The 15,597-nt window shown below is 67.9% G+C and carries 15 protein-coding genes; 6 read left to right on the forward strand and 9 right to left on the reverse strand.

What is annotated here, in order from left to right:
- Window positions 1-439: DUF3683 domain-containing protein (locus WT24_RS06500; protein WP_156440472.1), on the reverse strand; the 439-nt coding region annotated here is incomplete at its 3' end.
- A gap of 587 nt (window positions 440-1,026) precedes the next feature.
- On the opposite strand from WT24_RS06500, the gene ilvA reads away from it, so the two are divergent.
- Window positions 1,027-2,550, forward strand: a complete 1,524-nt coding sequence (ilvA, locus tag WT24_RS06505) for a threonine ammonia-lyase, biosynthetic (RefSeq protein ID WP_059504436.1) — start codon at window positions 1,027-1,029, stop codon at window positions 2,548-2,550.
- 12 nt (window positions 2,551-2,562) lie between these two features.
- Window positions 2,563-3,387: an NADPH-dependent 7-cyano-7-deazaguanine reductase QueF gene (gene queF, locus WT24_RS06510; protein WP_059504434.1), complete on the forward strand. Its 825-nt coding sequence runs from the start codon at window positions 2,563-2,565 to the stop codon at window positions 3,385-3,387.
- Window positions 3,388-3,625: 238 nt separating this feature from the next.
- On the opposite strand, the gene WT24_RS06515 is transcribed toward queF, so the two are convergent.
- The 3 genes from WT24_RS06515 to WT24_RS06525 all read right to left on the reverse strand — a co-directional run bounded on the left by WT24_RS06515 (window position 3,626) and on the right by WT24_RS06525 (window position 6,560).
- Complete coding sequence (locus WT24_RS06515) at window positions 3,626-4,012, reverse strand: RidA family protein (protein ID WP_006497391.1); 387 nt, start codon at window positions 4,010-4,012, stop codon at window positions 3,626-3,628.
- Window positions 4,013-4,137: 125 nt separating this feature from the next.
- Window positions 4,138-5,619 carry an amidohydrolase family protein gene (locus WT24_RS06520; protein WP_059504430.1) on the reverse strand — a complete coding sequence of 494 codons (1,482 nt, stop codon included), beginning with the start codon at window positions 5,617-5,619 and terminating at the stop codon, window positions 4,138-4,140.
- A gap of 2 nt (window positions 5,620-5,621) precedes the next feature.
- Window positions 5,622-6,560: a MurR/RpiR family transcriptional regulator gene (locus WT24_RS06525; RefSeq protein ID WP_060032115.1), complete on the reverse strand. Its 939-nt coding sequence runs from the start codon at window positions 6,558-6,560 to the stop codon at window positions 5,622-5,624.
- Window positions 6,561-6,678: 118 nt separating this feature from the next.
- On the opposite strand from WT24_RS06525, the gene WT24_RS06530 reads away from it, so the two are divergent.
- Window positions 6,679-7,959 (forward strand): amino acid deaminase, encoded by a 1,281-nt coding sequence (locus WT24_RS06530; protein WP_059504426.1) that lies wholly within the window; start codon window positions 6,679-6,681, stop codon window positions 7,957-7,959.
- Window positions 7,960-8,116: 157 nt separating this feature from the next.
- Window positions 8,117-8,677: a DJ-1/PfpI family protein gene (locus WT24_RS06535; protein WP_060032117.1), complete on the forward strand. Its 561-nt coding sequence runs from the start codon at window positions 8,117-8,119 to the stop codon at window positions 8,675-8,677.
- 68 nt (window positions 8,678-8,745) lie between these two features.
- Here WT24_RS06535 and WT24_RS06540 read toward each other — a convergent pair whose 3' ends face one another.
- Both WT24_RS06540 and WT24_RS06545 read right to left on the reverse strand, forming a co-directional pair.
- A complete protein-coding gene (locus WT24_RS06540) occupies window positions 8,746-9,192 on the reverse strand; it encodes a MarR family winged helix-turn-helix transcriptional regulator (RefSeq protein WP_060032120.1) in 447 nt (148 codons plus the stop codon).
- A 58-nt stretch (window positions 9,193-9,250) separates the two neighbouring features.
- Window positions 9,251-10,846, reverse strand: coding sequence for an MDR family MFS transporter (locus WT24_RS06545; RefSeq protein WP_060032123.1), 1,596 nt, complete (start codon window positions 10,844-10,846; stop codon window positions 9,251-9,253).
- Window positions 10,847-10,954: 108 nt separating this feature from the next.
- Between WT24_RS06545 and WT24_RS06550 the strand changes: the two genes are divergently transcribed.
- The gene (locus tag WT24_RS06550) at window positions 10,955-11,797 is read left to right on the forward strand and encodes an EcsC family protein (RefSeq protein ID WP_060032125.1); all 843 of its coding nucleotides are present in this window, start codon (window positions 10,955-10,957) and stop codon (window positions 11,795-11,797) included.
- Here the strand turns inward: WT24_RS06550 and WT24_RS06555 are convergent.
- Complete coding sequence (locus WT24_RS06555) at window positions 11,767-12,729, reverse strand: alpha/beta hydrolase (protein WP_059504418.1); 963 nt, start codon at window positions 12,727-12,729, stop codon at window positions 11,767-11,769. The two genes, WT24_RS06550 and WT24_RS06555, sit on opposite strands and share 31 nt — an antisense overlap.
- Window positions 12,730-12,818: 89 nt before the next feature.
- Window positions 12,819-13,253, reverse strand: a complete 435-nt coding sequence (locus tag WT24_RS06560) for a CHRD domain-containing protein (protein ID WP_059789083.1) — start codon at window positions 13,251-13,253, stop codon at window positions 12,819-12,821.
- A 487-nt stretch (window positions 13,254-13,740) separates the two neighbouring features.
- Here WT24_RS06560 and WT24_RS06565 point away from each other — a divergent pair, with 487 nt between their 5' ends.
- A complete protein-coding gene (locus tag WT24_RS06565) occupies window positions 13,741-14,742 on the forward strand; it encodes a hypothetical protein (protein ID WP_060032128.1) in 1,002 nt (333 codons plus the stop codon).
- Between the two features lie 31 nt (window positions 14,743-14,773).
- Here WT24_RS06565 and WT24_RS06570 read toward each other — a convergent pair whose 3' ends face one another.
- Window positions 14,774-15,547, reverse strand: coding sequence for a class II aldolase/adducin family protein (locus WT24_RS06570; RefSeq protein WP_060032147.1), 774 nt, complete (start codon window positions 15,545-15,547; stop codon window positions 14,774-14,776).
- Between the last annotated feature and the right edge of the window lie 50 nt (window positions 15,548-15,597).

A 15,597-nucleotide genomic window follows, 5' to 3' on the forward strand; every position in this document is an offset into this window, starting at 1 on the left:
CGAACTCGTCGACCGCGCGCTGCGCGGCCGTCTCCAGCATCTCGACGCGCGATGCGCGTTCGCGGCCGGCGTCGTCGCGATGCTCGGTGAGATCCGCACTGCGGCGCTTGCCGATCTCGGTCAGGCGGTGGTTCAGCGCCTCGATCAGCAACGCGCGGCGCTTCGGGTTGTCGAGCAGGTCGTCCTGCAGGTACGGGTTGCGACGCACGACCCAGATGTCGCCGAGCACTTCATACAGCATCCGTGCCGAGCGGCCCGTGCGGCGCTCGGCACGCAGCTCGTCGAGCACCGACCACGCCTCCTCGCCGAGCAGGCGGATCACGATCTCGCGATCCGAGAAGGACGTGTAGTTGTAGGGAATCTCGCGCAAGCGGGGCGCGGGGTCGGCGGCGACGGCGGCGGCCGCGCCATGCGGATCGAAAACTTGTGGTGCGTTCATGTTCGGACGACTCGGAGGGCCGATACCCCGTGCACGGGCGTCGGCAAGCGCGTGGGCGCAATCTTGGGGAAATCTGTTCTGGTTACCAGGCGCGCGGCTGTCCTTCATGGGGCCGGAGCGGGCGACTCGCCCCTCCTGGCCGGCGACAGGGCCTGGCGGCACTCGGAATCATCAGCACGATCGCGCGCGGCGCGCATGCCGTTCGGCCGCGGGGCTGGCTGCGCGCGGCGTCGGCTTCAACGGTGCGATCCGAGGGTGCCTCTGCATCTTCCGAATCCTTGATTCAAAACGGAATTCTAACCCATGATCGGGCCGCCCGTGACACGCCGGACAGGTCGTGGGGCTATCGCCGCGCGCCGCGCCGGGCGGGGTTGCGCGCGGTTTCATGCGATCATTCGCCGTCCGTCCGGTCGGTAACCGTGCGGTTAAACCGGTAAAAAGCGGGTGCCCGACGGCGCGAATGCGTTGCCCGCACGCGCGCACGACCGCCGACGCCCGCCCGCCCGGCATGCCGCTTGCGTGCGGGCGGACCCTTGGCGCTATCATTGACCCTTTACCGTCTGCATCCGCACTGCACGCGAGCGCCCATGGCATCCCACGATTACCTGAAGAAAATCCTCACCGCGCGCGTCTACGACGTCGCGCTCGAGACGGAACTCGAACCGGCCCGCAACCTGTCGGCCCGGCTGCGCAACGCCGTTTACCTGAAGCGCGAGGACAACCAGCCGGTGTTCTCGTTCAAGCTGCGCGGCGCGTACAACAAGATGGCGCACATTCCGGCGGACGCGCTCGCGCGCGGCGTGATTACCGCGTCGGCCGGCAACCACGCGCAGGGCGTCGCGTTCTCGGCGGCGCGGATGGGCGTCAAGGCCGTGATCGTCGTGCCCGTCACGACGCCGCAGGTGAAGGTCGACGCGGTGCGCGCGCACGGCGGCCCGAGCGTCGAGGTGATCCAGGCGGGCGAATCGTACAGCGATGCGTACGCGCACGCGATCAAGGTCCAGCAGGAGCGCGACCTCACGTTCGTCCACCCGTTCGACGATCCGTACGTGATCGCAGGCCAGGGCACGATCGCGATGGAGATCCTGCGCCAGCACCAGGGCCCGATCCACGCGATCTTCGTGCCGATCGGCGGCGGCGGGCTCGCCTCCGGCGTCGCCGCGTACGTGAAGGCGGTGCGCCCGGAGATCAAGGTGATCGGCGTGCAGGCCGAGGATTCGTGCGCGATGGCGCAGTCGCTCGACGCGGGCGAGCGCATCGAGCTGAGCGAAGTCGGCCTGTTCGCGGACGGCACCGCGGTGAAGCTCGTCGGCGAGGAAACTTTCCGGCTGTGCCGCGAGTTCCTCGACGGCGTCGTGACGGTCAACACCGACGCGCTGTGCGCGGCGATCAAGGACGTGTTCCAGGACACGCGCAGCGTGCTCGAGCCGTCCGGCGCGCTCGCGGTCGCGGGCGCGAAGCTGTACGCGGAACGCGAAGGCATCGAGAACCGGACGCTCGTCGCGGTCACGTCCGGCGCGAACATGAACTTCGACCGGATGCGCTTCGTCGCCGAGCGCGCGGAAGTGGGCGAGGCACGCGAAGCCGTGTTCGCGGTCACGATCCCCGAGGAACGCGGCAGCTTCAAGCGCTTCTGCTCGCTGGTCGGCGATCGCAACGTCACCGAGTTCAACTACCGGATCGCCGATGCGCAATCCGCGCACATCTTCGTCGGCGTGCAGATCCGCCGTCGCGACGAATCGGCGGAGATCGCCGCGAACTTCGAATCGCACGGCTTCAAGAGCGTCGACCTGACGCACGACGAGCTGTCGAAGGAACACATCCGCTACATGGTCGGCGGCCGCTCGCCGCTCGCGCTCGACGAACGCCTGTTCCGCTTCGAATTCCCCGAGCGGCCGGGCGCGCTGATGAAGTTCCTGTCGTCGATGGCGCCGGACTGGAACATCAGCCTGTTCCACTACCGCAATCAGGGCGCGGACTACAGCTCGATCCTCGTCGGGCTGCAGGTGCCGCAGGCCGATCGCGCCGAGTTCGAACGCTTCCTCGCGGCGCTCGGCTATCCGTATGTCGAAGAGAGCGCCAACCCGGCGTACCGCCTCTTCCTGTCGTAAAGGCGTCACACGATGAATCCCGAACATTCCCCGCTCGGCAAGGCCACCGTCTACGCGACGCAGTACGACGCGTCGCTGCTGTTCCCGATCCCGCGCGCCGGCGCGCGCGAGCAGCTCGGCATCACGTCGGCGCTGCCGTTCTTCGGCACCGACATCTGGAACGCGTACGAACTGTCGTGGCTCAACGCGCGCGGCAAGCCGCAGGTCGCGATCGCGACGTTCTACGTGCCCGCCGAATCGCCGAACATCGTCGAATCGAAGTCGTTCAAGCTGTATCTCGGTTCGTTCGCGCAGTCGAAGTTCGACTCGATCGACGCGGTGCGCGACGTACTGAAGCGCGACGTGTCGGCAGCATGCGGCGCGAGCGTATCGGTGCAACTGGTGCCGGCGCACGATTTCCGCAAGCTGGAGATGGACGAGCTCGACGGGCTGTCGCTCGACCGGCTCGATCTCGACACCGACGTGTACGAACCGGATCCGTCGCTGCTGTCAGCCGCCGAGGACGAAGCGCCCGTCGAGGAGACGCTCGTGTCCGACCTGCTGCGCTCGAACTGCCCGGTCACGGGCCAGCCCGACTGGGGCAGCGTGCAGATCCATTACGTCGGGCCGCAGATCGACCACGCGGGACTGCTGCGCTACATCATCTCGTTTCGCAATCACACGGGCTTTCACGAGCAATGCGTCGAGCGGATCTTCCTCGACATCCTGCATGCGTGCAAACCGGTGAAGCTCGCGGTGTATGCGCGCTATACGCGCCGCGGCGGGCTCGACATCAACCCGTTCCGCACGAACTACAACCAGCCGATGCCGGACAACGCGCGGACGGCGCGGCAGTAAATGAAGTGACGCTGGCGGGCATTTCGCGGCCCGCCAATGCCGACTCGCATCGGCCACACGCAAGGCTGCGGCAATCTTCCGACAAGATTCGCGATTAGCCGATGCGAGGCGTGGATTTGCGTTGTTCTTTGCGCAGGAAAGGCGATAAATCAGAAATCGATCGAAAGCGCCTCAACGCAACGGGGCCGGCGCACATCCATGCGCCGGCCCCGTTGCACAACGAACCGCCCTCGCCGCGTTACTTCGCCGGCGCCTTGTAAGCGATGCAATCGACCTCGACCTTGCAGTCGATGACCATGCTCGACTGCACGCACGCGCGTGCCGGCGGGTTCTCGCCGAAATACGAGATGAACACCTTGTTGAACGACGCGAAGTCGCGCGCGTCGTCGAGCCACACGCCGCAGCGCACGACGTGCTCGAGGCCGTAGCCGGCTTCCTTCAGGATCGCGATCACGTTCTCGATCGCCTGCTTCGACTGCGTGACGATCCCGCCTTCGACGACCTCGCCGTTCACCATCGGCGTCTGGCCCGACACGTACAGCCAGCCATCTGCCTCCACCGCCCGCGCGAACGGCATCACCTGGCCGCCAGTCCCCTTCGCTTCGCCTACGCCATATCGCTTCATCGTTTCACTCCTCGTTTGTCGACCCGAGTTGGCGCTTCGGCGCCTACTCCGGTCCCATGCAACGCTCGGTTGCGGATGCGCGCGCCGGCTGCTGCGGCGCGCATGGAAGATCGGAATGCGAGCGTTCAGAACGCCGCATCGGCACTGGCCGGCACGCGCTCGCCGCGCGCGACGAAACCGCCCGCGCGCTCGCCGGTCGGCTGGCCGTTTTCATAAGTCAGCACGCCGTTCACCCACACGGCGTCGATCCCGTGCGCGGGCTGTTGCGGCTTGTCGAACGTCGCGGCGTCGATCACGCGCGCCGGATCGAACAGCACGAGATCGGCGTGGTAGCCGACGTGCACCTCGCCGCGGCGCGCAAGCCCGAAGCGGCGCGCGGACAGCGACGTCATCTTGCGGATCGCCTCCTCGAGCGGCAGCAGGTTCGTGTCGCGCACGTAGTGGCCGAGCACGCGCGGGAACGCGCCCCACAACCGCGGATGCGGCAGCGGATCGTTCGGCAGCCCGTCGGAGCCGACCATCGTCGCCGGATGCGACAGGATCCGGCGCACGTCGTCCTCGGACATGTTGTGGTACACGGCGCCCGCCGGGCGAATGCGCTGCGCGGCCTCCTGCTCGGTCACGCCCCAGTCGGCCGCGATCGCCTTCAGCAGCTTGCCCGCGACTTCCGGGTGCGGCTCCGACCACGTGATCGTGATGTCGATGTCGCCCGTCACCTGCTTCAGGTCGAGCGTCGACGAACTGCGGCTGTACGGATAGCAGTCGCAGCCGACCGGCTGGTAGCGGCGCGCACCGTCGAGCGACGCGAGCACCTCGGTACTGCGCCCCCAGTTCGACGGGCCCGCGCACTTCAGGTGCGAGATCACGACCGGCACCTGCGCGTGGCGGCCGACGCGATAGGCCTCGTCCATCGCATCGAGGATCGCGTCGAATTCGGTGCGCATGTGCGTCGTGTACAGCGCGCCGGCCTTGGCGAGCGGCTCGGCGAGCGCCATCACTTCCTCGGTCGGCGCGGCGAACGCGGAGCCGTATGCGAGACCCGACGACAGGCCGAGCGCGCCGTTCGCGAGCGCCTCCTCGAGCTGCGCGCGCATGCCGGCGATCTCGCCATCGGTCGCCGCACGGTCGAGGCGGTCCATCTGGTTGTTGCGCAGCGCCGTATGGCCGACGAGCGCCGCGACGTTTACGGCCGGGCGCGCATCGTTCACGGCCGCGACGTAAGCGGCGAAGCTCGGGTACCGGAACGCGCCGCGCTCGCCGAGCAGGTTCATCGGGTCGGGCGGATCGCCCGCGAGCGTCACCGGCGCGGCGCTGATCCCGCAGTTGCCGACGATCACGGTCGTCACGCCCTGCGAGATCTTCGGGATCATCTCCGGCGCGCGGATCACGTGCGTGTCGTCGTGCGTGTGCACGTCGACGAAACCCGGCGCCAGCGCACGGCCGTTCGCGTCGACGACGGTCTCGGCGAGCCAGTTCGACAGGTTGCCGATCGCCGCGATCAGGCCGTTGCGGATCGCGACGTCGCGCGTGACGGGCGGTGCGCCGGTGCCGTCGTACAGTTGCGCGCCGACGATCAGCGTATCGGCCGCTTCGGGATGCGAATGCATGGTCAGTCTCCTACCGGTTGACGGTCTCCGCCGCCGCGATGCGCATCGAGCGCGTGCTTGATGCGGCGCAGCGATTCCCGGCCCGCATCGCCGAGCCGCAATGCGACGCCGGTGACGAGCACGTCGATCGCCATCATCATCGCGTAGCGCGATGTCGAAGGCTTGTAAATGAAATCGGTTTCGAATGCGACGACGGGAATCAGATGGTCGGCGAGCGTCGCGAGCGGCGACGCCGGCGCGGTGATCGCGATCAGCTTCGCGCCGTAGCGCTTCGCGAGCCGGCAGCTCTCGAGCAGCTCGGGCACGCGCCCGCTCACCGACAACGCGACGACGACGGTGTCGCCCGCCAGCGTCGCGGCCACCATCCGCTGCAGCAGGCTGTCCTGGTAGCTCGCGACCGGCCGGCCGAACCGCACGAGCCGGAAGCGCAGCTCGTCGGCAAGGGCGGTCGAGCCGCCGCCCTGCCCGTACACGTAGGTCATTTTCGCGCCGGCGAGCAAGTCGGCCGCCGCGTCGAACGACGTGTTGCGCAGCAGCTGGTGGTTGTGCGCGAGCGCCACGCGAATCTCGTCGTAGACCATCGACGCGGGGCTCGTGTCGTCGGCCGGCGCGTCGTCGGACGGCACCAGAAAGCGCTGGCCGACGGCCGCCGCCTGCGCGACGAGCACCTTCAGCTCGCGCACGTCGCGGCAGCCGACGGCCTTCGCGAAACGCGTGACCGTCGCGACGCTGACCTCCGCGTCGCGCGCGAGCGCGCCGATACTCGCATGCGCGGCGCGCGCCAGATCGGCGAGGATGAACGCGGCGACCTTGCGCTCGGCTTCGCGCAACTCGGGCGCGCATTCGGCGATCCGCGCGACGATGTCGAGGACCGGCGGGGCGGCCTGAGCCGGATGGGGCTCGGCCGCGGGCGAAGCGGACGGGGAAGCAGGCGTATTCATCGGCGGAAAAGGGTGCGAGCCGGATGTTATTAAATAACATCACCGCGCCGATGCTACTTTCTGTACCATCTGCATGTCAACTTCAGTGCAATGCATAGTGATGATGGAGCGGGATGACATGAAAGTTACAAACTATCAGGAAGCGACGATCGATCCGTTCGGCAAGGGCCTGGGCAATCTGCCGAGCGCGAGCGTGCCGCTCGGCGACGCGGGCCGGCTCGAATGGAATCTGCTCGCGGAAGACGTCAGCCTGCCGGCCGCCGTGCTTTACGCGGATCGCGTCGAGCACAACCTGAACTGGATGCAGGCGTTCGTACAGAAATACGGCGTCAAGTTCGCGCCGCACGGCAAGACGACGATGGCGCCGCAACTGTTCCGCCGCCAGCTCGACGCCGGCGCGTGGGGCATCACGCTCGCGACCGCGCACCAGACGCAGGCCGCGTATCACGGCGGCGTGCGGCGCGTGCTGCTCGCGAACCAGCTGATCGGCCGCCAGAACATGACGATCATCGCGGGGCTGCTGTCCGATCCCGATTTCGAATTCTTCTGTCTCGTCGATTCCGCGGACAGCGTCGATCAGCTCGGCCGCTTCTTCGGCGACGCGAAGAAATCGCTGAACGTGCTGATCGAGCTCGGCGTGCCGGGCGGCCGCGCGGGCGTACGCGACGCCGCGCAACGCGAGGCCGTGCTGGCCGCGATCGCGCGCTATCCGGACACGCTGAAGCTGGCCGGCATCGAACTCTATGAAGGCGTGCTGAAAGAGGAAGGCGAGATCCGCGCATTCCTGCAGCAGGCAGTCGCGCTCACGCGCGAGCTGGCCGAAGCCGGCCGCTTCGCGCGCACGCCGGCGATCCTGTCCGGCGCCGGTTCGGCGTGGTACGACGTGGTCGCGGAAGAATTCAAGAAGGCGTCCGACGCGGGCTTCGCGGAAGTCGTGCTGCGGCCGGGCTGCTACCTGACGCACGATGTCGGCATCTACAAGAAGGCGCAGACCGACGTGTTCGCGCGCAATCCGATCGCCCGCTCGATGGGCGAAGGGCTGCTGCCGGCGCTGCAGCTGTGGGCGTACGTGCAGTCGGTGCCGGAGCAGGATCGTGCGATCGTCGCACTCGGCAAGCGCGATGCGGCGTTCGACGCGGGCCTGCCCGAGCCGGCGCGCCACTTCCGTCCGGGCCGCGACACCGCGCCGCGCGACGTCGCCGCCGCCGAAGGCTGGGCCGTCACCGGGATGATGGATCAGCACGCGTACCTGCAGATTCCGCCGGGCGCGGACGTGAAGGTCGGCGACATGGTCGCGTTCGACATCTCGCATCCGTGCCTGACGTTCGACAAATGGCGCCAGGTACTCGTGCTCGATCCGCAATTCCGCGTGACGGAAGTCGTCGAGACCTTCTTTTGACGCACGCCGCGCGCGCCGCCGCCCTGCCGCTCGCGCGGGGCGGCCGTCACGCGCGCTTCAATCTGCCGGAGTACACTGCGCTTTCGTCCTCGGGGCCCGTCGTCGCCGTCATGCACGGCGCGGCCGGGCCTTCAACGCTGCTTCACTGGAGAAAGCCATGGCCGCGAAGAAGATCCTGTTCCTGACCGGCGATTTCGCCGAAGACTACGAAACGATGGTGCCGTTCCAGGCGCTGCAGGCCGTCGGCCACCACGTCGACGCAGTCTGCCCGGGCAAGCGCGCGGGCGACAAGATCAAGACCGCGATCCACGATTTCGAGGGTGACCAGACCTACACCGAGAAGCCCGGCCATCAGTTCACGCTGAATGCGGCGCGCTACGACGCGCTCGCGATCGCGGGCGGCCGTGCGCCGGAGTACCTGCGACTCGATCCGAAGGTGATCTCGCTCGTGCGCGAGTTCGCCGAAGCCGGCAAGCCGATCGCGGCGATCTGCCACGCGGCGCAACTGCTCGCGGCCGCGGACGTGATCCGCGGCAAGCGCATTTCGGCGTACCCGGCCTGCGCGCCGGAGGTGAAGCTCGCGGGCGGCGAATACGCGGACATCCCGGTCGACGCGGCCGTGACCGACGCGCCGTTCGTCACCGCGCCCGCGTGGCCCGCGCATCCGGCGTGGCTTGCGCAGTTCCTCGCGCTGCTCGGCACGCGCATCGAACTGTAAACCCGCACTCGATCGGAAGGAAACGAAGCGGCGGCCGGCGGCACTGACGTGCCGCCCGGCGCCGCACGTCAACGCACGACCGGCGTCGACCCGACGTCCGCGATCCGCGATTCCAGCATCGCGAGCGCACCCGACAGCGCATTGAGCACGTCGTCCGGCAGTTGCGCCATCGTCTGTTCGAGAAACGCCTTGCGGCGCGGCAGGCAGGCATCGAACGCCGCACGGCCTGCGTCCGTCAGCGTGACGTTGGTCACGCGGTTGTCGCGCGCGTCCGATTCGCGCTTGATCCAGCCGAGCGCGTCGAGCGACTTCAGCTGGCGCGTGAGTGCGCCCGGATCGATGCGCAGCACTTCGACGAGCTTCTTCTGCGACGAATGCCCGTCCATCGTGTGCAGCGCGACCATGATGCGCCAGCGCGGCATCGGTTGCCCGACGTGCGCTTCGAATGCGGTCATGAACGCGCGATACGTGCGTCCGAATTGCTGCAAGATCGCGACGCGGTCCTGTTCTTCCATGCGCTGATTTCGTTCCGGTGAATCGTTGAGTCGTCGAATCGCTCGATCGCCCGATCGGTCAATCGGCCGCGACGTGCGGTTCGATCTTGCGCCGCAGCGCGATCGGCGGCACGCGGCGGCACTGCCATACCGACACCACGGCGACGACGGCCGCCATCGCGACACCCAGGTGAATCGCGCCGACCAGCGATTCGCGGGCCGCTTCCAGCAGCAGCGCGCCATTATGCCCGGCACGCGTCAATTCCGCGACGAGACCGCCCTGCGCCGCGCGATCGATCAGGATCTGCGGATCGGCGAGCCGCGCGTGCCACTGCATCGCGTGGTCGGCCGACAGCGCGCTGCGCACGCCGCTCGAATACATCTGGTTGACGAGCGTGCCCGTGAGCGCGGTGCCGAGCATTCCGCCGACCATCCGCAGCGACTGCAGCAGCGCCGTCGCGATGCCGAGGTGCTCGCGGCCGGCCGTCTGCTGCGCGAACACGGTGAGGTTCGGCAGCACGAAGCCGAGCCCGATGCCGCCCGCGACCATCAGCGCCATCAGCACCCAGGCCGGCGTCGTGTGGGTCGCCACGACGACGCCCGCGCATGCGAGCGCGAACAGCACGAAGCCGACGTGCAGCATCGTGTTCGGATGACGGATGCGCGTGACGACGCGGCCGTTCATGATGCTGCCGATCGTGATGAACACGACGAGCGGCGTGATCACGAGCCCGGCCTCCTTCGGCGACATCCCGAAGCCGCCCTGGAACAGCAGCGGCGCGTAGAACAGCAGCGAGAACATCGAGAAACCGGCGAGGATCGCGAGCACGAACAGCGCCGACAGCGCGCGATTGCTGAACATGTCGAACGGCAGGATCGGCTGCGCGCAGCGCTTCTCCCAGTGCCACAGGCCGACGCCGGCCGCGACCGCGACGACGAGCAGCAGCGACGCCCAGCTCGCGACGCCGTACTTCGGCAGCCATTCGACGAACAGTTGCAGCGCGCCGAGCGACAGCGCGATCAGCAGCGCGCCCGGCCAGTCGAGCCGCATCTTGCGATCGTGCTCGACGTGGCGCAGGTGCGGCAGGTAGCGCCACACGAAGATCAGCGACAGGATGCCGATCGGCAAGTTCACGTAGAACACGGAGCGCCAGCCGAACGACTGGGTCAGAAACCCGCCGAGAGACGGGCCGACCGCGTTCGCGATGCCGAACGCGGAGCTCATCAGCACCTGCCAGCGCAGCCGCACGACGGAATCGGGGAACAGGTCGGGAATGCATGCGAACGCGGTGCCGACCAGCATCCCGCCGCCGATGCCCTGCAGCCCGCGCGCGAGCACGAGGTACAGCATGTCGTTGGCCATCCCGCAGAGCACCGACGCACCGGTGAACACGACGATCGACGCGATCACGAACGGCTTGCGGCCGTAATAGTCGCCGAGCCGGCCGAAGATCGGCACCGTGATCACGGAACTGAGCAGGTACGAGGTCGCGACCCACGCGTACAGGTCGAAGCCGCGAAGTTCGGCGACGATGGTCGGCAGCGCGGTGCCGACGACCGTCTGGTCCAGCGCGACCAGCATGGTGACGAACGAGATCCCGATCATCGCCAGCAGCGATTCGCGGAACGGCAGGACTTGCCCGCTCGAATGGTGGGCGGCAGTATGGACGGCCATTTTTTTGTCGATGCAACTTTTGCCGAGTCAAATTATCTCAAAATTGTAGCATGCCGGAGTAATCTAGGCCGGCGATGGTTCAGGGCCTCGTTCACGCCAAGGAGAAAGATGGAACCGATTTCAATCACCCCCGCCGCGACGCTGTCGCCGGAGGATCGGGACGCGCTGCGGCGCGCGAAACAGGTGCTGGAAAGCCCGTCGCTGACGATGAAGCTGACGGGCGTGCTCGGCGCGCCGGTCGAGAAAATGATCGCGCGGCTGCCGGATTTCGCGACCGGCAAGATCAACGATGCGACGCAGCTTGCGCTGCGCAAGTGCCTGAACATCGCGCTGCGCACGCTCGGCAAGCCGCCGTCGCCGGACGCCGAGCCCGAGAAGCCCAGCAACCTGCTGCACAAGCTCGCGGTCGCGACGACCGGCGCGGCGGGCGGCGCGTTCGGCTTTCTCGCGCTGCCGGTCGAGCTGCCGGTGACGACCACGCTGATCTTCCGCTCGGTGTGCGACATCGCGCGCAGCGAGGGCGAGAACCTGACGTCGGTCGATACGCAGTTGCAATGCCTGGCCGTGCTCGGCATGGGCGGCAATTCGGACAAGCAGGAGGAGGACGCCGATCTCGGCTATTTCGTGCTGCGCGGCGCGCTCGCGCAGGCGATCTCGAAGGCGTCGTCGGACATCACGGCGAAAGGCATCGCCGCGCACAGCTCGGCGGCCGTGTTCAAGCTCGTGCAGACGGTGGCGTCGCGCTTCTCGGTGCAGGTGACCGAGCAGATGGCCGCGAAGTCGATCCCGGCGATCGGCGCCGTGCTCGGCGCGACCGTCAACACGCTGTTCATCGACCACTTCCAGCAGATGGCGCACGGCCATTTCACAGTGCGCCGGCTCGAACGCAAGTACGGCTCGGTGGCGGTCAAGGCCGCCTATCAGGCGATCGACGCCTCGCCGACGCGCTGAACCGCGCGCTCGACCGCGACGCGGCGCAGGAACGCGGCCGCGCGGTCGAGCGCGTCGCGCGCTTCCGGCACCATCGGCGCGTACAGCTGCCACACGTGCGGCATGTCGGGCCACACCTCGATCTCCACCGCCACGCCGGCCGCCTTCGCCTTCTCGGCGACGCGCCGCGAATCGTCGAGCAGCACCTCGGTGCTGCCGACCTGGATGTACAGCGGCGGCAGGCCCGCCAAATCCGCATAGAGCGGCGAGGCGTACGGATGGGTTGCCGACTCGTCGCCGAGATACAGCTTCGCGGCCTTCGGCAGCGCTGCGGCCGCAAACATCGGGTCGAGGCCGTCGTTGCCGCGCATCGTGCCGCCGGTACCGGCCAGGTCGGTCCACGGCGAGAACAGGATCGCGCCGGCCGGCAGCGGCTCGCCGCGATCGCGCAGCGCGACGAGCGTCGCGAGCGCGAGGCCGCCGCCCGCCGAATCGCCGCCGAACACGATCGACTCGGGCGGCGTGCCGAGCGCCAGCAGTTGCCGGTATGCGGCGAGCGCATCGTCGAGCGCGGCCGGGAAGCGGTTTTCGGGCGCGAGCCGGTAGTCGAGCGAGAACGAACGCACGCCCGCGCGCTTCGTCAGGCCGAACACCAGCGGCCGGTGGGTTTTCGTCGAACAGAAGTAGTAACCGCCGCCGTGGAAATACAGCAGCATGCGGCCGGGCCCGCGCGCCGCGCCCGCGTCGGTGCGTTCGAGCCATTCGCCGCGCAGCGGCGCGTCGCCGGCGCCGTAGCACTGGCGCAGCCGGTAGCCCGACGGCGCGCGGCGCGGCACGATCATCCGCAGGTCGGTAAAGCGCCGGGCACGCGCGGGGTCGAGCACCTCGCGCGTGGTTTCCGGACGAAACTGCCAGCGCAGCAGCCAGCAGGCGAACTTGCTTTGCCAACTCATCGGACGCACTCCGTCATCGCAATGTGACGATGGTACGTGCGAACGTTCCCGCGTCGCTCGACAAGTGCCTCTATATCAAACGTCGGCGCTCAGTTCGCCGGCATCACCTGGCCGCGGATCTCGCCGGACGGGTGCTCCTTCGTGTGAATATTGAAGTACCACTTGCCGCCCATCAGGTCGGTGACCTGCGCATCGGTGAGTTCCTTCGAACCCTTGATCGGGCTCGCCAGCTCGTCCTTCGGAACCGGCACCTGCACGCCGGCGTTCTGGCCGACCGGCGCGGGCCCGTGAAAATGCGCGGCGGTGGCCGGCCCCGTGAGGTGTTCGTAAGTGACCGTCCACTGCAGCATGTGCGTGGCCGTGTCGTAGGTGGCGGCGACGGCGCCCGACCCCTTGGTCGCCGTCGGCGGCACTTCGCTCGACGGCTGCAGACTGGCGGACAGGCGCACCGTTTCGGCGGCGGCGCCGCCGGCGGCCAGCACGCCCGCGAACAACGCGACCTGGAGCAAACGCAGCTTGAGCATGGATTCTCCTTGTACGACGTGGTACGCCGCCCCGGCGGCGGCGCGTCACTGGATGGTAGTCGATTGCGGTCGATCCGGGCAGCCTGCCGAAACCTGGAAGACACCTTTGCAGCATGCCCGCTGAATCCGCGCACGGCCTTTCGCTACACTTCGTTTCACAGTTGCTTGTTTCCTTCGTCCGAAGGAGTCTGCGAGTATTCACGCGGCCGCCCGGCCGCGTTTTTTTCGTGTGCCCTGCGGCAAGCGGCGCGCCGCGCACGCATGCGCCCTTTCCGGAATACCAAGCAGGACGAATCGTTTTCCGTCCCACGCGAGTCGCGATCGGTGCGCGTGCGGACGGTTGCCGAAACCGGATCGCGTACCCAGCAGGTTGTCACGATACGTGTAATACGTTATTGCGCGAACCCGGGTCGACACGTGTTTTCCCGCGCAGGAAAATGCCGCATGTTGTCGTGACTGGAAGTGAACCGTGCCGGCCCGTCTCCCGATGCCCTGCCCGCCCCGCCCCGTCCGTGTCCGCCCGCTGCTGGCGGGTCTCTGCTCCGCCGCCGCCCTCTACGGCGCGCCCGTCGACGCGCAGGAATTCTCGCTGTTCGCCGGCCAACTGTGGGGCGGCGGCCAACGCACGTATTCGTGGGCGTTCGATTACCAGGAAGGCTTGAGCCCGCACACCGCGCTCGGCTTCACGTGGTACAACGAAGGGCACATTCCGAATCACCATCGCGATGGCCAGGCGGTGCAATTCTGGGGCCGCATGCCGCTGGAGAATCGCCGCCTGGTGCTGTCGGCCGGCGCGGGCCCGTATCGCTACTTCGACACGGTTCCGGCCGCCGAAGGCCGCGGTTACTCGAATACCCATGGCTGGGGCGTGCTGATGAGCGTGCGGGCCGCGTACTACACGTCGCACCGCTGGATCGCGCAGCTTCAGGTCAATCGCGCACAGGTGTTCAGCGGGCCCGACACGACGTCGGTGATGTTCGGCGTCGGCTACCAGCTCGACGCGCCCGACACGCCGGGCCCGCGCGACGCCGCGCTGCCGCGCACGCGCAAGGTCACGAACAACGAAGTCACCGCGATGCTCGGCGAGACGATTCTCAACAGCCGCTCGTCGCCGTCGACGCTCGGCGGCAGCGTCGAATACCGGCGCGGCCTCACGCGTTCGATCGACTGGACCGCGACGTGGATGTACGAAGGCGCGAAGCAGGCGGTCCGCCGCAACGGGATCGCGTCCGAGCTGTGGCTCACGCGCGCGTTCCTGAACGACAAGGCCACGCTGTCGGCGGGCGCCGGCGCGTATTTAACGGTCAACCAGCGCAACCGCGAAGGCCAGCCGGGCCCGGGCGACGGCCGGCTCTCCGGCATCGTGTCGATCTCGGCCAGTTACCGGATTTCCGAGCGCTGGCTCACGCGCATCACGTGGAACCGCGTGGTCACGCGCTACGATCGCGACACCGACGTGATCCAGGCCGGCCTCGGCTACCGGTTCTAGCCGGGCGCACGCGTCGGGCGCACCGCCCGCGTCACGCGCGATAGCCCGGATCGATCCGGTCGACGAGACGCTGCAGCGCGTCGAACGCGTCCTGTCCCGCGCCATGCTTCGGATCGAAATTCAGCGAATCGCGCACGCACCCTTCGAGCACGGACGGCGCAATCGGCAGCGCATCGCCGATCGCATGCGTCGCGATCTGCACCTCGCACGCGCGATTGAGCAGCCACATCAGCGAGAACGTCTGCGCGAGGGTTGCGCCGATCGTCACGGGCCCGTGGTTGCGCAGCAGCAGCACGGGCCGCCCGCCCGCGCTCTCGACGATACGCCGGCCCTCGTCGAGATGCACGGTGATGCCTTCGAAGTCGTGATACGCGACCTTCCCGTACAGCTGCGCCGAATAGAAATTCGAGAACGACAGCCCGTCGCGCGAACAGCACACGGCCATCGTGGGTGTCGTATGCACGTGCATCACGCAGTGCGCATCGGGCAGCGCCGCATGGATCGCGCTGTGGAACGTGAAGCCGGCCGGATTGATCGGCCAGTCGGCGTGGCCGATCACGTTGCCGTCGATGTCGATCTTCACGAGATTCGACGCGCACACCTCGCGGTAATGGAGCCCGAACGGGTTGATCAGGAAATGTCCGTCCTCGCCCGGCACGCGCAGCGAGATATGGTTGTAGATCAGCTCGGTCCAGCCGAGGGTGTCGAAGATGCGGTAGGCGGCCGCGAGCTGCACACGCGCCTGCCATTCGGCTTCGGAAAAGCGCGTGGGACGCGCGAACGGCTGGTTCGGTACACGTTGCATGGGGAACTCCGGTTGCGAGGGGCGCGCGGCCCCGGGCGAGTGGCGGTGCG

Source organism: Burkholderia sp. MSMB1078WGS (assembly GCF_001528895.1).
In the GTDB taxonomy this organism is placed as follows: domain Bacteria; phylum Pseudomonadota; class Gammaproteobacteria; order Burkholderiales; family Burkholderiaceae; genus Burkholderia.